The 23298-nt window shown below is 68.3% G+C and carries 23 protein-coding genes and 1 pseudogene; 12 read left to right on the forward strand and 12 right to left on the reverse strand.

Annotated elements, in window-relative coordinates; genetic code table 11:
* The first annotated feature begins 66 nt into the window (after window positions 1-66).
* The gene (locus GLP40_RS13000) at window positions 67-1779 is read left to right on the forward strand and encodes a DEAD/DEAH box helicase (RefSeq protein ID WP_328290070.1); all 1713 of its coding nucleotides are present in this window, start codon (window positions 67-69) and stop codon (window positions 1777-1779) included.
* A gap of 158 nt (window positions 1780-1937) precedes the next feature.
* Here the strand turns inward: GLP40_RS13000 and GLP40_RS13005 are convergent, their stop codons facing one another.
* The 5 genes and pseudogenes from GLP40_RS13005 to GLP40_RS13025 form a co-directional block, all read right to left on the reverse strand.
* Window positions 1938-2486, reverse strand: a complete 549-nt coding sequence (locus GLP40_RS13005) for an SWIM zinc finger family protein (RefSeq protein WP_154788110.1) — start codon at window positions 2484-2486, stop codon at window positions 1938-1940.
* Between the two features lies 1 nt (window position 2487).
* Window positions 2488-4221 carry a DEAD/DEAH box helicase gene (locus GLP40_RS13010; protein WP_154788256.1) on the reverse strand — a complete coding sequence of 578 codons (1734 nt, stop codon included), beginning with the start codon at window positions 4219-4221 and terminating at the stop codon, window positions 2488-2490.
* A 287-nt stretch (window positions 4222-4508) separates the two neighbouring features.
* Window positions 4509-4703 (reverse strand): DUF7455 domain-containing protein, encoded by a 195-nt coding sequence (locus tag GLP40_RS13015; protein ID WP_033087939.1) that lies wholly within the window; start codon window positions 4701-4703, stop codon window positions 4509-4511.
* Between the two features lie 460 nt (window positions 4704-5163).
* Entirely contained in the window at window positions 5164-6990 is a 1827-nt protein-coding gene (locus GLP40_RS13020) for an acyl-CoA dehydrogenase (protein ID WP_154788111.1), read from the reverse strand.
* A 95-nt stretch (window positions 6991-7085) separates the two neighbouring features.
* Window positions 7086-7325: pseudogene (locus tag GLP40_RS13025) on the reverse strand (IS701 family transposase); the annotation flags it as partial.
* A gap of 346 nt (window positions 7326-7671) precedes the next feature.
* On the opposite strand from GLP40_RS13025, the gene GLP40_RS13030 reads away from it, so the two are divergent.
* From GLP40_RS13030 to GLP40_RS13045, 4 genes are all read left to right on the forward strand, one after another.
* On the forward strand, window positions 7672-8055 hold the full coding sequence (locus GLP40_RS13030) for a DoxX family protein (RefSeq protein WP_154788113.1): 384 nt from the start codon (window positions 7672-7674) through the stop codon (window positions 8053-8055).
* Between the two features lie 459 nt (window positions 8056-8514).
* Entirely contained in the window at window positions 8515-8889 is a 375-nt protein-coding gene (locus GLP40_RS13035) for a DUF952 domain-containing protein (RefSeq protein ID WP_328290071.1), read from the forward strand.
* Between the two features lie 258 nt (window positions 8890-9147).
* Window positions 9148-9630 (forward strand): cation:proton antiporter regulatory subunit, encoded by a 483-nt coding sequence (locus tag GLP40_RS13040; protein WP_328290072.1) that lies wholly within the window; start codon window positions 9148-9150, stop codon window positions 9628-9630.
* 61 nt (window positions 9631-9691) lie between these two features.
* The gene (locus GLP40_RS13045; protein WP_196054652.1) at window positions 9692-10816 is read left to right on the forward strand and encodes a cation:proton antiporter; all 1125 of its coding nucleotides are present in this window, start codon (window positions 9692-9694) and stop codon (window positions 10814-10816) included.
* Here GLP40_RS13045 and GLP40_RS13050 read toward each other — a convergent pair.
* Entirely contained in the window at window positions 10721-11593 is an 873-nt protein-coding gene (locus tag GLP40_RS13050; RefSeq protein ID WP_154788115.1) for a rhomboid-like protein, read from the reverse strand. The two genes, GLP40_RS13045 and GLP40_RS13050, sit on opposite strands and share 96 nt — an antisense overlap.
* Window positions 11594-11746: 153 nt before the next feature.
* Here GLP40_RS13050 and GLP40_RS13055 point away from each other — a divergent pair, with 153 nt between their 5' ends.
* The 3 genes from GLP40_RS13055 to GLP40_RS13065 all read left to right on the forward strand — a co-directional run bounded on the left by GLP40_RS13055 (window position 11747) and on the right by GLP40_RS13065 (window position 14953).
* The gene (locus GLP40_RS13055) at window positions 11747-13165 is read left to right on the forward strand and encodes an ethanolamine ammonia-lyase subunit EutB (RefSeq protein ID WP_154788259.1); all 1419 of its coding nucleotides are present in this window, start codon (window positions 11747-11749) and stop codon (window positions 13163-13165) included.
* The gene (locus GLP40_RS13060) at window positions 13162-14079 is read left to right on the forward strand and encodes an ethanolamine ammonia-lyase subunit EutC (RefSeq protein WP_328290074.1); all 918 of its coding nucleotides are present in this window, start codon (window positions 13162-13164) and stop codon (window positions 14077-14079) included. Before GLP40_RS13055 ends, GLP40_RS13060 begins: the two co-directional genes overlap by 4 nt.
* A gap of 256 nt (window positions 14080-14335) precedes the next feature.
* Window positions 14336-14953 (forward strand): YdcF family protein, encoded by a 618-nt coding sequence (locus tag GLP40_RS13065; protein WP_154788116.1) that lies wholly within the window; start codon window positions 14336-14338, stop codon window positions 14951-14953.
* Window positions 14954-15080: 127 nt separating this feature from the next.
* On the opposite strand, the gene GLP40_RS34810 is transcribed toward GLP40_RS13065, so the two are convergent.
* The 4 genes from GLP40_RS34810 to GLP40_RS33230 all read right to left on the reverse strand — a co-directional run bounded on the left by GLP40_RS34810 (window position 15081) and on the right by GLP40_RS33230 (window position 19058).
* The gene (locus GLP40_RS34810; RefSeq protein WP_328290075.1) at window positions 15081-16115 is read right to left on the reverse strand and encodes an MHYT domain-containing protein; all 1035 of its coding nucleotides are present in this window, start codon (window positions 16113-16115) and stop codon (window positions 15081-15083) included.
* A gap of 249 nt (window positions 16116-16364) precedes the next feature.
* Window positions 16365-17663: an FAD-dependent oxidoreductase gene (locus GLP40_RS13075; protein ID WP_154788117.1), complete on the reverse strand. Its 1299-nt coding sequence runs from the start codon at window positions 17661-17663 to the stop codon at window positions 16365-16367.
* A 21-nt stretch (window positions 17664-17684) separates the two neighbouring features.
* A complete protein-coding gene (locus GLP40_RS13080) occupies window positions 17685-18107 on the reverse strand; it encodes a MarR family winged helix-turn-helix transcriptional regulator (RefSeq protein WP_196054644.1) in 423 nt (140 codons plus the stop codon).
* 147 nt (window positions 18108-18254) lie between these two features.
* Window positions 18255-19058 carry an alpha/beta fold hydrolase gene (locus GLP40_RS33230; protein ID WP_196054645.1) on the reverse strand — a complete coding sequence of 268 codons (804 nt, stop codon included), beginning with the start codon at window positions 19056-19058 and terminating at the stop codon, window positions 18255-18257.
* A gap of 857 nt (window positions 19059-19915) precedes the next feature.
* Between GLP40_RS33230 and GLP40_RS13090 the strand changes: the two genes are divergently transcribed.
* Together GLP40_RS13090 and GLP40_RS13095 are read left to right on the forward strand one after the other, a co-directional pair.
* On the forward strand, window positions 19916-20269 hold the full coding sequence (locus GLP40_RS13090; RefSeq protein WP_154788120.1) for a VOC family protein: 354 nt from the start codon (window positions 19916-19918) through the stop codon (window positions 20267-20269).
* Complete coding sequence (locus GLP40_RS13095) at window positions 20266-20547, forward strand: hypothetical protein (protein WP_154788121.1); 282 nt, start codon at window positions 20266-20268, stop codon at window positions 20545-20547. Before GLP40_RS13090 ends, GLP40_RS13095 begins: the two co-directional genes overlap by 4 nt.
* Window positions 20548-20566: 19 nt before the next feature.
* Here the strand turns inward: GLP40_RS13095 and GLP40_RS13100 are convergent, their stop codons facing one another.
* Window positions 20567-21346, reverse strand: coding sequence for a lysophospholipid acyltransferase family protein (locus tag GLP40_RS13100; RefSeq protein WP_154788122.1), 780 nt, complete (start codon window positions 21344-21346; stop codon window positions 20567-20569).
* A 193-nt stretch (window positions 21347-21539) separates the two neighbouring features.
* Here GLP40_RS13100 and GLP40_RS13105 point away from each other — a divergent pair, with 193 nt between their 5' ends.
* Window positions 21540-22220, forward strand: a complete 681-nt coding sequence (locus tag GLP40_RS13105) for a maleylpyruvate isomerase family mycothiol-dependent enzyme (RefSeq protein ID WP_328290076.1) — start codon at window positions 21540-21542, stop codon at window positions 22218-22220.
* A gap of 28 nt (window positions 22221-22248) precedes the next feature.
* Here the strand turns inward: GLP40_RS13105 and GLP40_RS13110 are convergent, their stop codons facing one another.
* Window positions 22249-22764, reverse strand: coding sequence for a TetR/AcrR family transcriptional regulator (locus tag GLP40_RS13110; RefSeq protein ID WP_154788123.1), 516 nt, complete (start codon window positions 22762-22764; stop codon window positions 22249-22251).
* A 98-nt stretch (window positions 22765-22862) separates the two neighbouring features.
* Between GLP40_RS13110 and GLP40_RS13115 the strand changes: the two genes are divergently transcribed.
* Window positions 22863-23270: a hypothetical protein gene (locus GLP40_RS13115; RefSeq protein ID WP_154788124.1), complete on the forward strand. Its 408-nt coding sequence runs from the start codon at window positions 22863-22865 to the stop codon at window positions 23268-23270.
* Window positions 23271-23298: the final 28 nt, after the last annotated feature.

Here is a 23298-nt window from a genome sequence, read left to right on the forward strand (position 1 = left end):
GTGCGGCACTCCACGGGGCTGTGTCGGATTGGAAAGCTGTCGGGATCGATCGCTACTCTCTACCGAGTGACTTCGGGTGGTGGCGGTTCGTTACGTGCATGGCAGCGCAGGGCACTCACCAAATATCTGACGACCAAGCCACGCGACTTCCTTGCCGTCGCCACTCCCGGCGCGGGTAAGACCACGTTCGCGCTGCGCGTGGCCGCTGAGCTGCTCAACGACCGAACGGTCGACCAGGTGACGGTGGTGGCCCCCACCGAGCACCTCAAGCATCAGTGGGCGGCGTCCGCTGCGCGCAACGGGATTGCGCTGGATTCGAACTTCTCCAACTCGACCGGCTCCACGTCGTCGGACTACCACGGTGTGGTCGTCACCTACGCGCAGATCGCGTCGCACCCGTTCAAGCACCGGGTGCGCACCGAGAATCGACGCACGCTGGTGATCATGGATGAGATCCATCACGCCGGTGACGCCAAGAGCTGGGGTGAGGCGGTCGAGGAGGCGTTCGGCGACGCCACCCGCCGGCTGGCGCTGACCGGTACCCCGTTCCGCAGCGACGACTCCAAGATCCCGTTCATCACCTACGAGGCCGATGAGTCCGGTTTCGAGAAGTCGCGCGCCGACCACACCTACGGCTACTCCGAGGCGCTCGCCGACGGCGTCGTCAGACCCGTGGTCTTCCTCGCCTACTCCGGCGAGGCGCATTGGCGCGACAGCGCGGGCGAGGAGTACTCGGCCCGCCTGGGTGAGCCCCTCAATGCCGAGCAGACCGCCCGCGCCTGGCGCACGGCCCTCGACCCGGCGGGCGACTGGATGTCGAAGGTGCTCACCGCCGCCGACACCCGCCTGCGCCAGCTGCGCGCCACCGGCATGCCCGACGCCGGCGGCCTGGTGATCGCCACCGACCAGGAGAAGGCGCGCGACTACGCCGAACTGCTGGAACACATTTCGGGCACCAAACCGACCGTCGTCCTGTCCGACGATCCGGACTCCTCCGACCGCATCGGCCAGTTCAGCGAGAACAACGACCCGTGGATGGTCGCGGTGCGCATGGTGTCCGAGGGCGTCGACGTCCCGCGCCTGGCGGTCGGCGTATACGCCACCAGCGCATCGACCCCGCTGTACTTCGCGCAGGCCATCGGCCGTTTCGTGCGCGCCCGCAAGGCCGGTGAGACCGCCAGCGTCTTCCTGCCCTCGGTGCCGGTGCTGCTGGATCTGGCCGCCCAGCTGGAATTGCAGCGCGACCATGTCATCGGCAAGCCGCACCGCGAGGCGAATTCGCTCGAGGACGAACTGCTCATCGACGCCAATCGGCAGAAGGACGAGCCGGGCGAGGAGGAGAAGAAGTTCATCGCCCTTGCCGCCGACGCCGAGCTCGACCAGGTCATCTACGATGGCGACTCCTTCGGCACCGCGACCTTCTCCGGCAGTGACGAGGAGGCCGACTACCTCGGCATACCCGGCCTGCTCGATGCCGACCAGATGCGCGCCCTCCTGCGCGAACGCCAGTCACGTCAGCTTCAGGAGCGCAGCGCCGCCGCCGAGGCCCGACCATCCGGTCCGTCCGTCGAGGCCGCCGCGGAACGCGCCGCCACCGCGGACCGTCTCTCCGAGCTGCGCCGCGAACTCAACAGCCTGGTCGCCATGCACCACCACCGCACGGGCAGACCGCACGGCGTCATCCACGGCGATCTGCGCCGCGAATGCGGCGGCCCCCCAACCGCTCTCGCCACCGCCGACCAGCTCTCCCAGCGGATCGCGGCGCTGCGTCGCCTCTGACCAGCGCGTCGCGCCGGTTCCGGCCATGCGGTCACACGACGTGTAGCTCGACGTCGACCGGGTCGCCCGGAGGGGGCCAGCCCGCCCCGCTTGCGGGGGCGGTCGCTCGCGTCGACTCGATTGCCGCGCCGGCGAGCGACCGTTCCCGCGTCGTGCCCTCAGCCGAAGTACACCGCGGGATCGAGCGCGTCGATCGGCGTCCAGTGCGGGATCGATACCGGGGCGTCGGTGCGCGTGTCGGGTGGCGCGCTGCGGTAGCCCTGGAGATCCAAGGCCAGCCAGGGGTTTTCGTCGATCAGCCGGACCACCGCGTAGCAGGTGGCCAGCATGTGGAGGCAGCGGGCGCCGCGGGCCCGGCAGGAGCAGTCGGTGCCGGCGAGCACCGGGGTGACCGAGATCCCCGCCCCGATGACCGCGGCGTGCAGTTCATCGCTGAGCGTGAGGGTGTCCGCGGGCACCACCGCGGCGATGGCCTCGATGGTCGCGCGCGGGAGGGACGTCAGCTCCAGATGCGTCACCGAGGCCTCGGACCCGCGATGAATGTGCGCCCGCACCATGGTGCCCTCGATCTCGGTCCGGACCGCGTTGTTGCGGGCGATGCTGCGCGCTCGGGGGAGCAGTGGCTCGGGTTTGATGAGGCTGAGCGGTTCCGCGAGCCGCACCCAGTCCCTGCCCCAGGCCGTGTACCCGAATTCGTCGTCCGCCATGTCAGTTCCCACGCTTCCGGCGCAGCAGTTCCAGCAGTCGTTCGTCGTCGAGCCGAGCGAGCTCCGCGACGCCCGCCGCGTCCGTGAGATCGGAGAGGGCCGACTTGCGGTCGTGCATGCCCGCGATGTGTTCCTCGATGGTCGTGCTCGAGGTCAGCGTGGTGACGGTGACGGTGCGGGTCTGTCCGATGCGGTGCACGCGGTCGGTGGCCTGGGCCTCCACGGCCGGATTCCACCAGCGGTCGAAGTGGATGACGTCGGCGGCCCGGGTCAGCGTCAGTCCGGTGCCGGCCGCCCGGAGGCTCAGTACCACAACCGGTGGGCCGTCCGGGGATTGGAAGTCCGCGACGATTTCCCCGCGCTGCTCGGAGTCGAGTCCGCCGTGGAAGAACGGCACCCGCACTCCGAACTGCTCGGCGCAGTGCCGAACGAGCAGTTCGCCGGTCTTGCGGTACTGGGTGAACACCAGTGTGGGTGCACGCACGTCGAGATTGTTGGCCAGAATATCGGAGCAGACGTCGAATTTCCCGGAGCGCCCGGTCAATTCGTCCAGGTCGCCAGTGATCAGTCCGGGGTGATTGCACACCTGCTTGAGCTCGGTCAGCACCGTCAGCACCCGCGTGTGCCGCTGAGCCCCGGTCCCGAAGCCTTCCGCCTCGGCCTTGTCGAGCAGCCGGTCGTACAGCTGTTCCTGCTCGGAGGTCAGGTCGCACACCACATCGCAGTGGATCTTGGCGGGCAGCGCCGCGGCCACCTGGGACTTGCGGCGGCCCAGCACAATCGGCTCGATCGCATCCCGCAACCGCAGCACCGCGCCGGCCGACCCTTCGCTGATCGGCCGCACGAATCGCCGCCGGAACTGTGCCTTGTGCGTGAACTCCTGCGGCACGACCAGATTCAGCAGTGCCCACAGCTCATCGAGGTGGTTCTCCACCGGCGTACCGGTCAGGGCGATCCGCGCGTTCGCAGAAATCGCCCGCGCCGCCTGGGCGACCTGGGTGCGGGGATTCTTCAGCACCTGCGCCTCATCGAAAACCGCACTGGCCCACCGCTGTCCGGCCAGCGCGGAGCCGTGCCCGCGCAGCGTCGGATACCCCGTCACCACAATGGTCCCCGCCTCTGCCGTCGGCGGCTGCCCGCCCCGCCAGGCCACCGCCCGCAGTCCTGGCGCGAACCGTTCGATCTCATGCGCCCAGTTGCCCACCAGTGAGGTCGGGCATACCACGAGTTGTGGTCCGTCTCCGGCCTTCCCGAGCAGATACCCGATGGCCTGCAGGGTCTTGCCCAGACCCATCTCATCGGCCAGCACCGCACCGCCGTGCGCCGCGGTGGTCTCCCGCAGCCAGGTGATGCCCCGCGCCTGATACGGCCGCAGTTCGGCCTTCAACCCCGAACGCAGCTCGGCGCTGAGCGCGACGGTGTCCCGCAGCGCGCGCACTGCGCGGCCCGCCGATACGACGGCGGTCCCGGTGGCATTCGGTACGGCATGCGCGGCCGCGGGCACACGCCGCACCTCGATGTCCGTCTCGAGCGCCTCGCGCAGTGTGTGCACCGACTCCCCCGGATTGACGATAGCGAGAGTGCATAACCGTTCCGGTTCCACGAGAGCGCATTCCACGTCCGTGACGCCGATGCCGTCACGGCCCGGAATCGCGAGGGCGAGAGTCTCCATCTCGCCCAGGTCTCGAGGTGCGCGCCCGGGGGCGTGGCCGGTCCACGTCCAGAGCGCGACCATATGTCGATCCTGCAGGTAGGTGGCTTGCGAGGTCTGCGGCACCCATCCGTTCTACCCGGCGGATCTCGCCGTGCGTACATGACGATTCTCGCCTTGCGCGCAGTGTGATTCGTGTGTCCTCGACCACATCTGTGACCGTGGCCACAATGGGGAGTCCGAAATGGCAACAGCGGGCGACCGAATGGTCGCCCGCTGTCGGGTTTTCTGTTGGGAAGATTCAATTGTCGAGCGGGCTCCTCGGAGAACGGCGACTCCTGATCGAGTCCCCCTCCGAGGTGGAGGAGCTGTTACAGCGCCGGCGCCGACTCCGTGTCGATCACGGCCTCGAGCTCACGAAGACGGTCCATGTGCTCATTGGCGTGATGCTGGCAGAAGAGCAACTCTCCACCGGCGGGAAGGGTTGCGCGCACGCGCGCAGCCGCTCCGCAGCGGTCGCAACGATCGACCGCGGTCAGTGGGGTGCTTGTCAGGGTTCCTGGCATGACTCCTCCGTCCTGGCTCCGGGCGCTCATGCGCCGTTCGCCTGGTGTGGGGGCCCGCGGTCCATTCCGCGAACCTCGCTACCGCTACTTCCCAGCAGTGGCTGTTGACTACTCTGTCAGACGTTCGGCGCGAGGACTTTGTTCCCGTGCAGTTTCCCGTGTGTTTTCTGTAACACGACCTGGGATTTCGCTCAAAGCGAACAGGTCCCGATGACCACCCGCGGAGACGTCGATACCTCCCGTTCGAACACGCTGATCGAGTTGTCTATCGGGAGACTACCCGGGCGCACTGACACTCACACCACGATTGGTCTCTGTGGCCGGGACGCCAGCAAACCGTCATCGAGGCGGGTGGATCGGAGATCTGATCCCGACCCGTGCGACCTCGATCCATGGTCCCGCGCCGATACTGTCGGGGCGCGGCGTGCCGGACGTTCGCGCAGCGCGATGGACAAACCGCTCAGAACCAGGACTCGTCGAACTCCGAGGTGGTGCGGTCGCCGGAATCGAGCAGGTCGAATTGCGGTGCGGTGCGGGGGAGTTCCCAGCGGAAGAAATACCGGGCGGCCAGTCGCTTGCCCTGGCGGAAAGCCTCCCACTCGGCCGCGTGCGGACGGTCCTGCGCGGGCAGGGCATTCGCGGTGACGGCCTGCGCGAGCCAGATCCAGGCCAGCACCACATGGCCGAATGCCTCCAGGTACACCGCCGAATTGGCCAGGGCCGCCTCGGGATCGCCCGTGCGCCACAGGCCCGCCGTGGTCGCGGCCAGGCGGCCGGTGGCGGCCTCGAGGGCGGCGGCGAACTCGGCCAGCTCGGCGTCGCCGCCGTCGCGGGCGTCGGCGATGGTGGCGGCCATGGTCTCCAGCAGGGCCGCCAGCGCCGCGCCATTGTCGAGGGTGACCTGGCGGCCGAGCAGGTCCATGCTCTGAATGCCGTGGGTGCCTTCGTGAATGGGGTTGAGGCGGTTGTCGCGGTAATGCTGCTCGACGTCGTAGTCGCGGGTGTAGCCGGCGCCGCCGTGGATCTGGATGGCCAGATCGTTGGCGGCCAGGCACCACTGGCTGGGCCAGGACTTGGCGATGGGGGTCAGGATGCGCAGCAGGGTGGCCGCCCGGTCCCGGCCGGGTTCGGTTGTCGCGGTGCGGTGTTCGTCGACCAGCTTGCCGCAGTAGAGCTGCAGCGCCAGCGCGCCTTCGGCGTAGGACTTCTGGGCCAGCAGCATGCGGCGCACGTCGGGGTGTTCGATGATCGGCACCTGCGCGCCGCCGCGAGCGCTGACCGGGCGGCCCTGCGGGCGGGAGCGGGCATACTCCAGCGACTTGAGGTAGCCGGTGTAGCCGAGTGCCGTGGAGGCCAGTCCGACGCCGATACGGGCCTCGTTCATCATCGTGAACATCTGGGCCAGACCGTGATTCGGTTCGCCCACCAGATACCCGATCGCACCGGGCTCCCCGCCGGGGATGAAGTTGCCGCCGCCGAAGACGGGCGCGGTGTTGACGGTGCCGCGCCAGCCCATCTTGTGGTTGATGCCCGACAGCGCGACGTCATTGTGGACGGTCGCGTTGCCGTCCGCGTCGGGCAGGAACTTGGGGACGACGAACAGCGAGATGCCGCGGGTGCCTTCCGGCGCACCCGGGATGCGGGCCAGCACCAGATGCACGATGTTGTCCGAGAGCTCGTGATCGCCGCCGGAGATCCACATCTTGTGCCCGAACACTCGGTAGGAGCCGTCTGCGGCGGGGACGGCGCGGGTGGTGATGTCGGCCAGACTGGAACCCGCCTGCGGCTCCGACAGCGCCATGGTGCCGAAGCTGCGGCCCTCCAGCATGGGCCGCACGTAGGCGTCGATCTGCTCCGGACTACCGTGCGCGGCAAGCAGATTCGCATTGCCGGTGGTGAGCAGAACGTAGGCTGCCGTGCCGACGTTGGCGGCGTGGAACCACGACATGCACGCGGTGTAGACCGCGTGCGGCAGCTGCATGCCGCCGATCTCGTAATCCATTGCCGCGCCGATCATTCCGGCATCGGCGAAGGCACGAAGCGCCTTGCCGACCGCGGGGATGATGTGCACGCGCTCGCCGTCGAAGGTGGGCTCGTGCAGATCGTTCTCGCGATTGTGCGGTGCGAAGTAGGTGGTGGCCAGGTCCTGGCACAGCCGCAGCACTTGGTCGAAGGTGTCGCGGGAGTGGTCGGCGAAGCGGTCCCGGCTCGTCAGCGACACCACGTCCAGCCAGTCGTAGAGCAGGAACTCGAGGTCACGGGCGGACATGATGCTGGACGGATTCATGGTTCCTCGGACGGTCGGGTACGGGGTCGTACCTGCCGGTCTACCAGATGGCGCGCCGCCGTCCGAAGGGGTGGGTGGCGATAGCCCGGTCGAGGCGCGATCTCGGTGGGTTTGGCGATGCTGCGCCGGGCCAGCAGCCAGTGCCCGCGCCCGCTTTTCGAGGTGTCCTCGATCTGGCGGCGCGCCCAGTCGTATTCGAGGGGACCGTGCGCGCCCGCGCCGACCGAGAGCCGCTGCCAGGCGCAGTCGGCGAACTCGGCGACCAGTTCGTCGGCGCGGGCGATGCGGTCGGCGCGGGTGGACACCTGCTGGTCGCAGCGGGTGGCCAGCACATAGTCGTCACACCTCTGTCGAGTCGGACCGTGAACGGAGACCAGGCGGTGGACATATCGCGAGCAAGTCAGCCGCACCGGCGACAGACAGTTGACGAGTCACCCCGCCCGGCCACCTGCGGGACTTAACGGGGTAGCGAACCCCGACCACGAACCGCTGCGAATGGATAAGTCGACAGTTGAATACGCGATCTCACCGGTCGGCGACCCCGAGGAGGCCCGGCAGCGCGAACCTGTCCGTTGCGATGACCTGGCTCACGCGATGTCACAGCCTGTGACCGCGCGGCGTCTCGATGCCGCATGGCCTTCGGAGACGCCGGGGCCACCTGGACGACGCACGGAGCACCCCATGAACATCGCTCTCCGGATCGCCGCAGGACTGCTGGCTCTGGTCGCTTTCGGCAGTGGCATCAGCAAGACCTTCCTACCCAAGGAAAAGCTCGCCGCGCAGCCGGGCGGCGAATGGACCCACAGCGTCAGCGGCGGGTTCCTCGAGGCCCTCGGTTGCCTGGAACTGCTCTCCGTCGTCGGCCTGATCCTGCCCGCAGTGCTCGACATCGCACCGGTCATGGTGCCGGTCACCTCCGTGTGCTGGGTCCTGCTCTTGACCGGCGCGATGATCACACGCGGCCGGCTCGGCCAGGTCAAGCTCATGGCGGGCGATGCCGCGTACTTCGCGATCGCCGTCTTCGTCGCCTACGGCCGCTTCGTCCTCGAGCCGTTCTCCAGCTGACCAGAATGTCCCGCATTCCCGATCAAATCCTCGAAAGGGTCATCCATCATGATCGGCGATACCAGCGTGGTCGTCATCGGCATCGACGACGCCCGCGCCATCGCCGCCGGTGACTGCGTCGCTCCGTCTGACCTGCCGCTCCGGATGTGCAGGGTCCAAGTGAACAACGTTGTCCGCCAACACCGGATGCGCCGAACCACGAGGTAACCGACTCGAGCGTCAACTCAACCCGCGCCATCGGGCCCGCGTGGTTACAGTGAGGATCGACGTTCGGGCGGGGTGGCCGTCTGGTCTGCAGACCGCCCCTGTGGTTTTGGGTTGCCGCTGGCCTGCTCCACGCCTCGCCGTCGGTGGTGGTCGAATGCCGCTGCAGCAGTTGCTCATACAGGGCGACATCGGGCAGTGGCCGGCGGTCGGCAGGTACCTCGAACCGGGCCCGCGCTCAGCTAAATTGGACGGGTGGGAACCGATCAGGACACGACGCCGCCGACCCTGCTGCACATCTGCTCCCGGGACGAATGGGAAACCGCCCGCGCCGCAGGCGAATACCGCGCCCCGTCTCTGGCCGAGGTCGGCTTCATCCACCTCTCCGCCCCCTACCAGGCCCACCTCCCCGCCAACCGCCTCTTCACGGGCCGCACCGATCTCGTGCTGCTGCATCTGGACCCCGCCCGCCTCGGCGCACCGGTACGGTGGGAGCCGGGCGTCCGCACCGACCCCGAATCCATGCTCTTCCCACACCTGTACGGTCCGCTGCCGCTCGGGGCGGTCGTCGAGGTCACCGATTTCCGGCCCGGCTCCGACGGATCGTTCGCGCCGCTCGCGCGCGGGTGACCCGACGCCCGCCGGCGTCCTTCGAATTGCGCTGCCGCACGAGGCTCCTTGCGCCGCAGGTCCCGCGCGATTCCGCGGTCGGCCGTGGCGGACACGGGTATTCGGAATGGTGGATCGGAGGCGGCTCTGTGCCGTCCGGTGTGAACGGTCCTGTCGGCAGATCGGGACAGTGCCGGTGACCGCGACCGCCGCGCTCGGCGCGGATGCGCTCGACCGTAGCTCCGCGGGATTCGGGCGGGTTGTCCTAGTCTGGACGGCGTGAACGTCGATGTGACAGCGCTGCCCGGTATCGGTGTGCGGAAGGATTTCGAGGTCAGATCGGGGCGGCGGATCGGGGTGGTGGCGCACCGGGACGGCGGGATCGATCTCATCGTGTCGCAGCGAGACGATCCGGACGCGTGCCTGGCGCAGGTGCCGTTGACCACCGATGAGGCGGCGGTGCTGGCCAATCTGCTGGGTGCGCCGCAGCTGGTGCAACAGTTGAAGGAAGAGCACTCGGACCTGCCCGGGATCACCACCAGACAGCTCACCATCGGCGGGGATTCGCCGTATCGGGGTCGCATGCTCGGCGAGACCGGCATGCGGACCCGGACCAAGTCCTCCATCGTCGCCATCATGCGGGCGGGGCAACTGCATCCCTCGCCGGGACCCGATCAAGTTCTCGACTCCGGGGACGTGCTCGTCGTCGTCGGCACGCCGCACGGGCTGGACGCAGCCGCCCGCATTCTGGCCGACGGCTGAACCGGTGGACGCCCCCGGCCTAGCCCTGGTCGAACTCGGCGCGATCTTGTTCGCGCTCGGCATGCTGGGGCGACTGGCCGCCCGCTTCGGCATGTCGCCGATCCCCCTCTATCTCCTGGGCGGCCTGGCCTTCGGTGAGGGCGGCATCGTGAAGATGCACGCCGCCACCGAATTCGGGCGGATGGGCGGCGAGATCGGCGTGGTGCTGCTGCTCCTGCTGCTCGGATTGGAGTACACCGCCGCCGAATTGATGACCGGACTGCGGCGGTCGTGGCTGGCAGGGCTGCTCGACATCGTCGCCAATGCCACGCCCGGCGTTGTGGTGGCGCTGATCCTGGACTGGGGTGTGGTCGGCGCGGTCACCATGGGCGGCATCACCTATATCTCGTCCTCCGGCATCGTCGCCAAGGTGCTCAACGACCTGGGCCGACTCGGTAACCGCGAGACACCGGTGGTGCTGTCCATCCTGGTGTTCGAGGACCTGGCCATGGCGGTGTATCTGCCGATCCTCACCATGATGCTGGCAGGGCTGAGCGTCGCCAGCGGGCTGCGGTCGCTGGCCATCGCGCTGGTGGCGATCGCCGTGGTGCTCATCGTGGCGTTGCGCCACGGCCGCTACGTGTCGGCCATCGTGGACAGCAACGACCGGGAAGTGTTCCTGCTGCAGCTGCTCGGCGCGGCGCTGCTGGTGTCGGGCGCGGCCTCGGCGCTGAATGTGTCGGCGGCGGTCGGCGCGTTCCTGCTCGGCATCGCCATCTCCGGGTCGACCGCGCAGGAGGCGGCGAAGCTCCTGGAGCCGCTGCGGGATCTGTTCGCCGCCATCTTCTTCGTGGCCTTCGGGCTCGGCACCGATCCGCGGGCCATCCCGCCGGTAGTGGGCTGGGCGCTGCTGCTGGCGGTCGTGACCACGCTGACCAAACTCTGCACCGGCTGGTGGGCGGCGTCACGGCAGGGCATTCGCCGGATGGGCCGGGCGCGCGCGGGCGCGGCGCTGGTGGCACACGGTGAATTCTCCATCGTCATTGCCGGACTGGCGGTTTCGCTGGGCGGGGTGAGCGGTCGGCTGGCCGCGCTGGCCTCCGCCTATGTGCTAATGATGGCCGTGCTCGGCCCGATCGCGGCGCGCGTGGTGGAGCCGGCCATCCGGTTCCTCCAGCGCGACCGCATCGACCCCGTCCCGGGCTGAACCCGGCCTCGACATCGGATTCGGCTCCGCTCGGACCGGTTTCGCCGCGGTCTTGCGCGCTCGCACCGCGACCAAGCGGTGTGAGAGAGCCACCGCGATCGCGCCCACCGTGAACCCGATGAGCAGCGCGAAGAAATGGCCGTAATCGGTGAAGGTGCGCCCGTGCCAGACCCCGTACGCGTAATAGACCAGCATGCTGAGCGCCCACAACCAGCGGGCCGGGCCGCGCAGTCGGAAGGTCAGGGCGGCCATCATGGCCGAGATGCCGTAGCTGGGGCCGACATCCGAGGCGAACGCCACGCGGGTGGGGATCAGCTGTTTGTCCAGCTTGTGCGCGATCCCGATCACCGTGATCAGGGTCGCCCCGACATGGCCGGTGGCCACCACCAGGATCCAGCGCAGTGACCCCAGCCAGCGTTCGGCCAGCGCCATGAGGGTGATCAGGATGAGGATGTCGGGCCACGGGAAGCCGCCATCGGTCCAGAAGGCCGACGCCACCAGCACCTGGATCGGATCCTTCTGCATGTTCCGCAGATTCGTGGAGGCGGAGAAGATCAGCCGCCGGCCCACGATGTCACTGGCCCCGCGCAGGGTCCACCAGGTGATGAACAGGGTGAAGGCGTAGGCGATGCACGCCGGGGTGACAGCCAGCAGATCGCGGTACGCCTGGACCGCACGCCGCAACCGGTGCGGACACCGCCACCAGCCGCCGAGGGCGCGGATTTGCTCGCCGAGATCGACGGTGCGCAGCCAGGGCGGCTGATAGGTGCCTGCCATTTCGCCATGGTAGCCCGGGTCCAGGGTCGCCCCCGCGCATCACCGCGTGCGTTCGGGCGCGCACCGGTTCGGGCGGTTCGGCACGCGTTACGCGCATTAATGCCGGGGGAAAGCGGCGGTTACGTGCCGGCAACATGGGGCCGGACCATCGGGATGGTGATCTTCCATCAACGCCTGGGCGGCAGCACCTACACCTTCGACGGGCTGGTCGAGTTGCTGGCCAAGGCCACGCCGCGGCGCAGCGGGGACGAACTGGCCGGATGCGCGGCGCATTCCGATGCCGAGCGGGCGGCGGCGCAGTGGGCACTGGCCGAGGTGCCGCTGACCACCTTCCTGCAGGAAATGGTGGTGCCCTACGAGACCGACGAGGTCACCCGACTGATCATCGACGGGCACGATCGCGGTGCGTTCCAGGCGATTTCGCATCTCACCGTGGGCGGGCTGCGGGACTGGCTGCTCACCGTGGCCGCCACGCCCGGGTCCGCGGCCACGCTGGCGGCGGTCGCGCCCGGCCTCACGCCCGAAATGGTCGCGGCCGTCAGCAAACTCATGCGCAATCAGGATCTGATCGCGGTGGCGCGGGCGGCGGAGGTGCGCTCCGGATTTCGCACCAGTATCGGGGTGCCGGGCACGCTGGCCACCCGGTTGCAGCCCAACCATCCCACCGACAATCCGCGGGGGATCGCGGCGGCGGTGCTCGACGGGCTGCTGCTGGGCTGCGGGGACGCGGTCATCGGCATCAATCCGGCCACTGATTCGCCGCGGGCCACGGCGGATCTGCTGTCCCTGCTCGACGAGGTGCGGCAGCGGTTCGAGATTCCGGCGCAGTCGTGTGTGCTCTCGCACGTCACCACCACGCTCGGGCTGATCGAGGCGGGTGCGCCGGTGGATCTGGTGTTCCAGTCCATCGCGGGCACCGAGGGCGCGAATTCCGGTTTCGGCGTGGACATCTCGCTTCTGCGCGAGGCCAACGAGGCGGGCCGGTCGCTGCGCCGGGGCACCGTCGGCGACAATGTCATGTATCTGGAAACCGGTCAGGGCTCGGCACTTTCGGCCGGGGCGCACCTCGGCACCGGCGACAGGCCGGTGGATCAGCAGACTCTCGAGGCCCGCGCCTACGCCATCGCCCGCGACCTGGATCCGCTCCTGATCAACACCGTGGTCGGCTTCATCGGCCCCGAGTACCTCTACGACGGCAAACAGATCATCCGCGCGGGCCTCGAAGACCATTTCTGCGGCAAACTCCTCGGCCTCCCCATGGGCGTCGACGTCTGCTACACCAATCACGCCGAAGCCGACCAGGACGATATGGATACCCTCCTCACCCTGCTCGCCGCGGCGGGCTGCGCCTTCGTCATCGCGGTCCCCGGCGCCGACGACGTCATGCTCGGCTATCAGAGCCTCGCCTACCACGACGCCCTCTACGCCCGCCGAACCCTGAACCTCGGCCCGGCCCCCGAATTCGCCGCCTGGCTCGACGGCCTCGGCATGATCGACCCCCACGGGCGCATCCTCCCCGTCGAACCCCTGTCCTCCCCGCTGCGCGCCCTCGCCGCCAAGGGGGCGGCGTGAGCACCGGCATCACCCGCCGCACCGAGGACGCTGCCGCGCGAGCGTTCTGGGACGGGTTGCGGCGGAGCACGCAGGCGCGCATCGGGCTCGGGCGGACCGGGGACACGCTGTCCATCGCGGAGGTGCTGGAGTTTCGGGCGGCGCATGCGGCGGCCCGAGACGCGGTGCACAGTCCACTCCATGTCGCGGGACTGGCCGCCGAGGTGGCGGCGCTCGGGCTGGGGGAGGCGGTGCATGTGCGCAGTCTGGCGCGCGACCGGTCCGAATATCTGCGCCGACCGGACCTGGGACGTCTACCGGGAAGTGCCGTGGCCGCCCGGGAGGAGGGAATCGGCGCGGCGAATTCAGCTGGGGGACATACTATCTGGTCGGGCGCGGGTGCCCGGGGCGCGATGTCCGCGGTGCCGCACAGCGGAGCCGATGTGGGTTTCGTCCTGGCCGACGGACTTTCGCCGCGGGCACTCGCCGATCACGGCGTTCCCATGCTCGCCGCGCTGATCGAGGCGCTCGGTGATCGGTATACCGTGGCCCCGCCGGTGATCGCCACCCAGGCGCGCGTAGCCCTGGGCGATCACATCGGCGCGGCGCTCGGCGTCGGCATGGTGCTGGTGCTCATCGGTGAGCGGCCCGGCCTTTCCGTGGCCGACAGCCTCGGCATCTACCTGACCCATCGGCCGCGTCCGGGGCGCGCCGACTCCGAGCGCAATTGCGTCTCCAACATCCATCCGCCCGAGGGACTTTCGTACGCGCGTGCGGCGCGGGTCGCCACCGGCCTGGTCGACGGCGCTCGCCGCCTCGGCCGCTCGGGCGTGGACCTGAAGGACACCTCCGGCGGGAAGACGCTCGTGAGCGAGGCTTCGCCGGAGGCGCCCGGCCTCGGGCACGCGCTGGTCTCGGACGCGAAAGGCGACTAGGCGTCTGCCGGTATCGCCGGCCCGGCGTTGGCGCTCGACGCGGTGGATCCCGTGTAACGCGTTGCCGACGTCTCGCCTTGGGGATGAAGACCTCCAGGCGTTCCCGGCCGATGAGCTGCCCTCTGCCGCGGGGTACGTTCACCCCCGTAGGTGCCGGGACGAGTACCGGTGCGACTACGGTCGAGTCCGGGAGCGCTGAAAGCGGTCAGTGCCGAATCCGTGTCCGGGAGGTGCGGCAGAGGTGAGGGTGTCGGGTGTGGCAGTCGTGCCGGCCGGAATGGTCCTGGTGCCGTTGCTGAGTTTCGCCGGGTACACGGTGGGCCGCGCGCGCCGGCCCGCGCGGCCGGGCGCGGACGTGGTGGTCGTTCTCGGTTGCCGACTGCGCCATGATCGGGTCGCTCCGATGCTCGCCAGGCGGCTCGATCGGGCGCTCGAGGTGGTGGCGGACGAACACCGCCGGGGGCGCAGACCGCTGCTGGTGGTCTCCGGCGGGCAGAGCGGTCGTGAGACGGTGACCGAAGCCGAGGCGATGGCGGACTATCTGCTGGCGGAAGGATTTCCGGCCGAATCGATCATCCGGGAGACCCGGTCGCGCAATACCGAGGAGAACCTGCGCTGCACCGAGGAGGTGTTGCGGCGGCGCGGGATCGATCCGGATACGGTGCGGATGACAGTGGTCACCAGTGACTTTCACGTGCTTCGCACGATCCGGCTGACCCGGCGTCTGGGGTTGCGGGCTGAGGTCGCCGGTGCGCGGACCTCCCGCTTGTTGACGCGTAAATCCTTCCTGCGGGAATTCGCCGCCGTGCTGGTGTCAGTCGGCAGGGCCCGACACCGGCGGCCGGTCATCTGCGCAGGTCCGGGCGGCGCATGACACGGCGGTCAGTTTGCGGGCGATGTGCTCGAATGTCGAACACCGAGCGTGGATTCTCAGTGAACCGAGTCGGCGATTTCAGCTGATCCGGCGCGCACCGGAATTACTCACAGCCGGGCGGCCGCGGCTATGAATAGCGGGGACCGCGCTGCGGCGGAACCGGGTTCCGGTCGGGGTAGCTCCCCGGGCTCGCCGTCGCCGGGAAGTATTGGTCGGAGCGTCGGCCGCCGGGCGCGGCCAGCTCGTGGCGGCCGGGCGCCTGATAGTCGGCGGCGGGCGGATACAGGCCCGCCGTCCGGTAGTCCTTGGGGCCGGGTTCGTCCTGGCCCGAGCCGTGCTCGGCGGCCGTGGACGCGACCACGGCGGCTGCCGCGGCCGAGGACGACCGCAGCGACCAGCCCGCGCGCGCCGGTTCGGTCCGCTGCGGTTCGGGCACCATGGCGCGCTCGTCCACCTCGGTGAGGCCGACGTGGATGAGCAGGATCAGCGTCACCATGCTGACGCTGATCATCAACGGCGCCAGCAATTCCATCGGGCCCGCACCGCTCGGGGAGCTCGGGTGATCCATGTGGTGCGCGCTCATCGACGCCATACCGGTGTAGTGCATGCCGGACACCGCCACACCCATGATCAGGGCCGCGCCGATGGTGGCCCAGATGCCGGTGATGATCAGCGTGAACCACAGCGCCACCGTGGCCGCGACCACCGCGATCACCATGGACAGCGTGACCATCGCGGCGTTGTAGCTGATTCCGGCGTCGGACCTCATGGCGTACATGCCCGAGTAGTGCATGGCGCCGACGCCCAGCCCGGTGACCGCGCCGCCGGCGAACAGCGACCAGCGGCCGAAGGGCTCGCGTGCCACCACGAACAGGCCGATCCACACCACGCTGACCGAGATCACGGCGCTGAGCAGGGTGAGCGGCACGTTGTATTTGATCACCGCGCCGCGAATGGTGAAGCCCAGCATGGCGACGAAGTGCATGACCCAGATCCCGGTGCCGCCGATGGCGACCGCCGCCGAGATCAGCCAGCTACTGCCGCCGTCCCCTGTCCGGGCGCGCGCCGTGCATCGCAGACCGAGCAGTGACCCGATGACGGACATGACATAGGCCAGCACGGGGGTGATCCAACCGTAGCTGAAGTGGTGAATTTCCAGCACTCGAACTCCATTGCCAGAACAGGGGTTTCGCAATCGCAGACGCGATGTGGGCACACTACCGGGCAAGGTTCGAATTGGGAAATTGAAAGGGGAAGCTTCATTCAAATTACTTCCGGCTGGGAAGTTTTGACCGGGTCGGCAATCCGCGCGCCTTCTGAATATCATGTCTCCGTTGGAGTTTGGACATCCGAGCATGCCGTTCGCATGTGCCGACCGCTCGCGGCGGCGGTGGCACATGCGCGGCGGCTATCACGCGGCACCCAAGTCGGCGAACATCTTTCGCTTCATGGTCGGAATCGCGTTGGCGGTGCGGAAGAAGAGTCTGCCGGCACTGCGCGCGAACCGGTTGTCGGAGACCGACTGATCGGCCGCGGCCAGTGAGGTGCGTACAGCCGCGAAGCCGTAGTCGATCATGTCGGCCTCGTATGACCGGATGCCCTCGAGCAGGCCGTGTTCCCGGCGGTCGGCGGCCACCAGCGCGCGGCACAGCCCCTGGGCGTCGCGCAGTGCGGTGTTCGCGCCGATGCCGGCGAACGGGGTCATGCTGTGGATGGCATCGCCGAGCAAGGTGACATTGGTGGTCTCCCAGGCGGGGAGCGGCACCGAGGTCTTGATCGGCAGCAGGGTGGCGGTCTCCGGGTCGGAATCGGCGACCAGCGTGCGCAATTCGGGAGCCCACCCCGCGGTCATGCGCACCGCGAGCTCGTGGAGATCCGCGGCCGGCAGCGCTTCGAGTTCGGCGCCGTAGCGTTCGCGCTTGGCGGCGAATGCCCAGAAGACGTAGGGCTGGGTGTTGTCGAGCAGCAGCCCGGCGGGCCGCCCGGGGGAGTTCTCGACGATCTGCTCGGCCCCCGCGGGGATGTCGAATTCGTGCGGGGCGAGGAACATTCCGCAGCCGCTGGGCGGGATGACGCTGAGCGGGTTGCGCAGCAGCCGCGCGTCCAGGCGGGCCCGGGACCGCGGAGTCAGTCCGTATTTGCCGGCGATGGTGACGATTCCGGTGTCCACGCGCTCTGCGTGCGGCAGGTGCTGCGCCCGGACCCGCGAGCTGCCGCCGTCCGCGCCGACCAGTACATCACCGATTTCCGAGGCGCCGTCGGCGAAGTACGCCCGGATCCGGCCGTCGGGCAGGCGCTCATAGCGGTCGAACATGCTGCCATAGCGGACGATATCGCCCAGATCGGCGAGCAGGAGCCGCCGCAGCGTGATCCGGCTGATGCCGAAGTGCCCGCCGGCGGTGTGCTCGCCCTCCTCCGGATCGATCTGGAGGAGCTCGCGCAATTGTTCCGTGACGAAACCGAATCCGTTGCCGCCCTTGCCCGCGCACGCGACGAAGGTCGAATACATCTCGGGTGCGAGCAGTTCGGCGAGAGCATTGCTGCCGTGCGGGTTGATGTGGATGCGGAAACCCTGCAGCCGGTCGGTGCGCTGGGTCTCGCGTTCATGCACGCTCACGCTCACGCCTGCGCGGCGCAGTCCGTTGGCGAGCGCCAGCCCGCCGATGCCGCCGCCGGCGATGATCACGTGCAGAGGTGTGTTGGTGGCCATGGCAATTGTCCTCTCCTGCCGTCAGATCCGGCTCCAGCCGAACCTGCCGGGGCGTTTGCGGTTCGCCCGTTGCTGTTGGTGTGCTCCCGCCGCGGCCCATGCCTCGATCATGCGATCGAGGAGCCGGGTGAGAGTTTCGACATCGTCGGCGGACCAGTCGGCGATCACCTCGCCGAAGACCTGATCGCCGATCTCCAGGAACTGCGCGAGCTCCGTCCGCCCCGCCTCGGTGGCCTCCACCAGCACGGCCCGCCGATCTGCGGGATCGGGGGAGGTGCTGACCAGGCCGGAGTCGATCAGTGCCTGAACATGACGGGTGATGGAAGAGGGCAGCGCGTCGAGGCACTCGGCGATCTCCCCGGCCCGCAGCGGCCCCGACTCGACCGCGCACTGCAGCACGCCGACTCGGACCGGGTCGTAGGCACGAGAGGTGCCCTGCCGCATGGCTTCTGTGAACCGTGCGGTGGCGCGAGCCAGTCGCGATACCTGGTCTTTGTTTGCTTCAATGAAGCAACTATAAAGATTGATTCCATGAAACAAAAGAATGTCGCAAACGGACATCCGGCCGCGGCGGCGCCACGCCCGAGTTGTTCAGCTTTTCAGGAAGTTCCGTACGCTGCTGAGCACATAGGCGGGGTTCTCCTCGAGTACCCAGTGGTTGGCGCCGGGTACTACGTCGGTGGTGACGTGTTCGGCGACGCGGGCGGTGAGGGTGCCGATGGCGGGGCCCATGCTGTGTTCGCCGCCGATGCCCAGTACCGGGATGGTGAGTTTGCCGTCCTTGGCGATGAGCGCGTCGACGGCCTTGTTGCCGGTGTCCTGCTCGCGGAAGTACTCCAGGCCGGCATGAGTGTGGCCGGGTTTGCTGAAAACGGCGATCAGGCCGTCGCTTTCGGCCTTGTCGATGGCGCCGTCGGCCTCCTTGTAGAAGGACCCGTAGAAGGCGGATTCCTTGCCGTCGATGAGCTGTTCGGCCAGGTCATCTTTCGGGCCGTTGGCCAGCCAATCCCACCAGAACGTCCCTGGCCTGGTCTGTACCAGGTTGAGGTAGTCGGTGGTCGGCGGGGCTTCGAGGATCGCCAGATGTCCTAGGTCGGAACGATATTCGGCGGCGTACGCCAGGGCGATCGCCCCGCCCCAGTCGTGGCCGAGGAGATCGAAGCGGCCCAGGTTCAGGCTTCGGGTGACCGCGTGCACATCGGCCGCGACAGCCAGCGCCTGATAGCCATCATCGGTCTTGGGGAAGCCGGAGTCGCCGAAGCCGGGAAGGTCGATGGCGACCACGGTGTGGTCCTTCGCCAGATCGGGGGCGATCTTCTGAAACGCTTGCAGGTCTTCGGGCCAGCCGTGCAGCAGCACGATCGCCGGGCCCTGCCCGCCCTTGACGTAGTGCATTGTCGTCCCGTCCGCGTCGACGGTTCCGTCCTGAAATCCGGGGAATGCCGCGGGTTTCGGTACCGCGGTGTCATGTGATGAGGAGCAGGAGACCGCGATGAGGGCGGCTGTGGCCAGTAGCGCGGCAAACGGGGCGCCCCGCCTTACTGATAGTGCGAATCGCATCGGAGTATCGGAACCTAACGTGTGTGGGAGGGAATTGTTCTGCTGACCCGCGGCAGTCTCGTGGGTCCCGGGCGATGCTCGCGTCATCGGCTTCGCCTCGCGCGAATTTATCAGGGGCACAGTCTGTTTGCCGAGCGCATTGTCGTGGAACCCGGTGTCGAACCCGGATCGGCGACCTCCGTTCGCGCGGCGGTGACGCCGAATCCTCCGAGCCGCCGGTCTTGGACGAGGAGATCCCCGACCCGCCGGCGGCTCCGAACCCACCGGCATCCTGATCGCTCTGCGCGAACACGTCGTAGCCGGTGATGACGGTCTCGAAGGGCCGGCGGTTGGCCGGCATCGCGGCGGTCGAGATGAAGGTGGCGTTCGCGACCTACCGGACGTACCCGAGCTCGCCGGCCCCGAGGAACGTCCCGCCGACTCGCAGCGATCATCCAGCCGCGAACGCCTCGGCCTGACGCGTCCGCTCAGCGGTCATTGCCCGCCTCTTCTGGCAATGGATGTATGACGTCTCGTGCGCTCACCGGACGGGTGGCGGTCGCGCCTACAAATGGACGCGTGACATGTCGCGCGCGGTCAGTGGGCTGTGGCGTGTCGCAGGGGTTGCCCGACGGCGAGGAAGGGCCATCATGGTGAGCGAGTGAAACCCGGTGCATTCCGGCTGTGGAAGCACCCCGGCCAAGGAGTCGACCATGAGCGACCACGAAGTGAAGATGATCATCCTGTCCACCGACGACCTCGATGAGTCCATCAAGTTCTACAGCGAAACCCTCGGCATGCCCCTCAAGTTCCGCGACGGTACCCATTTCGCCGCCCTCGACGGCGGCCCCATCACCCTCGCCCTCGCCACCGCCGTCGACCACCCCATCCACGGCCAGGTAGTCGTAGGCATCAAAACCGCCGACGTAGACGCCGCCGCCAAAGCGATCGAGGCCAGCGGCGGCGGCATCGTGAAGGGCCCCTACGACGACGCCCACGAACGCCGAGCCGTCGTCTACGACAACAAGGGCAACGGCCTCGTCTTCTACAGCCCCCTGTCGCGGTGACCAATCCCCGCATCACCGTCGAGCCCGTCGTCGACCACGAATACCACGTCCAGGTCGACGACGGCACCGACTCCGCCGAATCCCAATTCGTCGTCGCCCCGGACGTTTTGGCGGACCTGGGATTCACCGCCGCCGATGAGCAACGCGTCGTAGAACTCACCGCCGCATTCCTGATCGACCACCAGCCGATCATCGACTATCCCCAGCTCGTCTACCTCGACGAGGTCGCCGCCGCCTACGCCGACTACCGCATCCAGCTCCGCCGCTGGCTCGGCTGACCGCAGCCCCGCACGTCGCTCAGTGGGTGCGATTCGATCGGCGCTGGGCCGCTGCGCGACGGCGCGCCATTTCCTCGCGGTCCAGTACCGCGGCCCGCTCGGGATCGGGTGCGGCGCCGCCGAATCGTGCGGGCACCCAGCGAGCGCCAGCGGGCATGTCGTAGTCCTGCTGTGCCTGTGCCAGTAGATCCGCCATGCGCGAACGCAATTCGGCGGTGAGCGCCTCGGCTGCCGCGGTGGTGACTGCGCCGGCGGGTGCGGCGATGGGCTCGCCGATCCGGATATGGATCGGAAAATGGTGGCGTCCCAGTCGTTTCGGGATGTCCTTGGTCCAGATGCGCTGGGCTCCCCAGATTGTCATGGGCACGATCGGAACCCCGGCCTCGATCGCCATCCGCGCCGCCCCGGACTTGAATTCCTTCAGTTCGAAACTACGGCTGATGGTGGCCTCCGGATACACGACCACGATCTCGCCCGCGCGCAGCGCCGCCACCGCCCGCCCATAGGATTCCGCACCGTGACCGCGGTCCACCCCGATCGCCTTGCAGTGCTTCATCAACCACCCCACGACGCCGTGCTCGAGCTCGGCCTTCATCATGAACCGCACATTCCGCTTCGAGTTCCGTCCGACCACTCCGACCTCCATGAAGTCGAGATATGCGGTGTGATTCACGGCCAGCACCGCCCCTCCGCGCCGCGGAACATTCGCCTGCCCATGGATGTCGACCCGCAGCCCCTGTGCCCAGAGCACCCCGCGGGCCAGCCCGGCCAGCACATCGAATACCGGTTCGCGCACCATTCCCACATCATTCCCCGTGCAGGCCGATGCTCGGATGCCGACAGCGCTGTCGGGCCGATGAATATGGGCGAGCCCCGTCGTCAGTAGAGGGAAACAACGAACTGCGGCCGTGCCGCGGCGATGTGACGGATGGATGGTCGGGCCATCGCCGCGCTCGCCCCGGCAAGCTGCCTATAGCTGGGAGGTTTCTCGCGTGTCGAACGCTGTTTCTCGTGCGCGGCTGTGGGCGATGGCTCACGCCGAACGCGCGGCGTTGGCCGATGATCTCGCCGATCTGAACGACAGCCGGTGGGCTCGCCAGTCGCTGTGCGGGCACTGGACAATAGAGGAGGTCGTCGCTCATCTCACCGCGGCGGCAAGCACCGGTCGGCTCCGCTGGCTGATCAGCGTCCTGGGGGCCCGCTTCGACTTCGACGAACACAATGCTCGACAGCTGGCCGAACACCGTGGCGCGACTCCCGCGCAAACCCTGGACCGGTTCCGGGCGATCATCTCCAACACCACCTCGCCGTCCGGCCACACGGCGGCCTGGCTCGGCGAGGTGATCGTCCATGGCCAGGACATCCGACGCCCACTGGGTCTATCGCGCGAACCCGCGGTCGAGGCCGCCACCGAGGTCGCCCGCTTCTACGCACGCCGGAACTTCACCGTTTCCAGCCGCAGTTCGATCGAGAACCTGCGCTTGGAAGCAACCGACGGACCCTTCGCCACCGGAACAGGCCCGCTCGTCAGCGGAACGACGATCGCCCTGACCATGGCGATGGCGGGTCGGGCCGCCTACTGTGACGACCTCACCGGACCAGGCTTGCCAACCCTGCGCAGCCGCCTGTGGGTCTCCCCCGAATCGGGTGCTCGGGGCGGACTCGGCGAGTAGCTCGCGAACCGGTGTCGAGCATGCGAGGCTAGGCGCTGTCAGCGTGTTGGCCGAGCGCGGTGACGATGGGCGCGATGACGGTGCGGGCGATAGTGCGGACCGTGTGTGGGTCGGACAGATCGAAGCGGCGGTCGGGGGTGGCGAGGTAGCCGAGGGTGATGCGGATGAGGGCGTCGGCCTTCATGTCCGGGTCGACGGAGGGGATGCGACCGTCCTCTTGGCCGTCGGCTATTTGCCCGGCGACGAATTGGTGGGCGAGGTCCATCACGGAGGGGGTGCCGCGGGTGAGCACCTCGAGCATGTCGGCGGTGTGGTGGGGATCGGCGTCGGCGGGCACGACCGTGGACCCGAAACGCATGCAGGCGGCGAAGGTCTCCACGATGCGCTCGGTGGAGTCGGGGACGGCGACGAAGATTCGACCGACTTTCGACAGCATCGAGTGGACGGCGAAACGTAGTGCGCGCTCGAACAATTCGTCCTTGTTGCCGTAACGCCGGAACAGCGTCGCGCGGCTGACCGAGGAGGCGGCGGCGATGTCGTCCATGGTCGCCGCGTGGGTGAGTCAGTTCCACCGGCCCCTTGGGGCTACGTGCTGTCATATCTCGAATCACTGCCGTGCCGCGCCGGGAGCATGATGAGTCCATGACGAAGCCGGCACAGTCCCCGGTCGGGGTGAATGGCCGAAGGCCGACAAGTCGACTGTTCCTCGGACTGATCGCCGGTTCGGTTGGGGGCGCGATCGTTACGACCGTGGCGGCGATCGGTCTGTTCATGCATCGCACCGATACGATTCAGACGTATCCGGCGTCATCGGCCGGCAACTACGCCGCTGCGGTGAAGAGAGTGCACAGCCCGATGGATATCGACCGCTACGAAGTCTGGCTCGGACGGTTGGTTGACGGTGGGGTACCACGCGGTCACGTCGTGACGGTACCGCTCGCCTGGAGCACCGAGCCGCGCATCGACTGGAACCAGGACATGGTTGTCCTGCACTTCCAGCCTGGCGGCGAGATCCGTGTTCCCATGACGATGGTGCTGGATGACCGGTAGCCGGGAATTGGCCGAGCGCGATCGGGGT

Source organism: Nocardia aurantiaca (genome assembly GCF_009708175.1).
GTDB lineage: Bacteria > Actinomycetota > Actinomycetes > Mycobacteriales > Mycobacteriaceae > Nocardia > Nocardia aurantiaca.

What these genes read in the sequence shown, in the direction of transcription:
- GLP40_RS13005 (WP_154788110.1), bottom strand. Translation starts at nt 2,486, where the DNA reads ATGGCGGACGACGAATTCGGGTACACGGCCTGGGGCAGGGACTGGGTG.
- GLP40_RS13010 (WP_154788256.1), bottom strand. Translation starts at nt 4,221, where the DNA reads ATGGTCGCGCTCTGGACGTGGACCGGCCACGCCCCCGGGCGCGCACCT.
- GLP40_RS13015 (WP_033087939.1), bottom strand. Translation starts at nt 4,703, where the DNA reads ATGCCAGGAACCCTGACAAGCACCCCACTGACCGCGGTCGATCGTTGC.
- GLP40_RS13020 (WP_154788111.1), bottom strand. Translation starts at nt 6,990, where the DNA reads ATGAATCCGTCCAGCATCATGTCCGCCCGTGACCTCGAGTTCCTGCTC.
- GLP40_RS13030 (WP_154788113.1), top strand. Translation starts at nt 7,672, where the DNA reads ATGAACATCGCTCTCCGGATCGCCGCAGGACTGCTGGCTCTGGTCGCT.
- GLP40_RS13045 (WP_196054652.1), top strand. Translation starts at nt 9,692, where the DNA reads ATGCTGGGGCGACTGGCCGCCCGCTTCGGCATGTCGCCGATCCCCCTC.
- GLP40_RS13050 (WP_154788115.1), bottom strand. Translation starts at nt 11,593, where the DNA reads ATGGCAGGCACCTATCAGCCGCCCTGGCTGCGCACCGTCGATCTCGGC.
- GLP40_RS13055 (WP_154788259.1), top strand. Translation starts at nt 11,747, where the DNA reads ATGGTGATCTTCCATCAACGCCTGGGCGGCAGCACCTACACCTTCGAC.
- GLP40_RS13075 (WP_154788117.1), bottom strand. Translation starts at nt 17,663, where the DNA reads ATGGCCACCAACACACCTCTGCACGTGATCATCGCCGGCGGCGGCATC.
- GLP40_RS13080 (WP_196054644.1), bottom strand. Translation starts at nt 18,107, where the DNA reads ATGCGGCAGGGCACCTCTCGTGCCTACGACCCGGTCCGAGTCGGCGTG.
- GLP40_RS33230 (WP_196054645.1), bottom strand. Translation starts at nt 19,058, where the DNA reads ATGCACTACGTCAAGGGCGGGCAGGGCCCGGCGATCGTGCTGCTGCAC.
- GLP40_RS13090 (WP_154788120.1), top strand. Translation starts at nt 19,916, where the DNA reads ATGAGCGACCACGAAGTGAAGATGATCATCCTGTCCACCGACGACCTC.
- GLP40_RS13100 (WP_154788122.1), bottom strand. Translation starts at nt 21,346, where the DNA reads ATGGTGCGCGAACCGGTATTCGATGTGCTGGCCGGGCTGGCCCGCGGG.
- GLP40_RS13110 (WP_154788123.1), bottom strand. Translation starts at nt 22,764, where the DNA reads ATGGACGACATCGCCGCCGCCTCCTCGGTCAGCCGCGCGACGCTGTTC.
- GLP40_RS13115 (WP_154788124.1), top strand. Translation starts at nt 22,863, where the DNA reads ATGACGAAGCCGGCACAGTCCCCGGTCGGGGTGAATGGCCGAAGGCCG.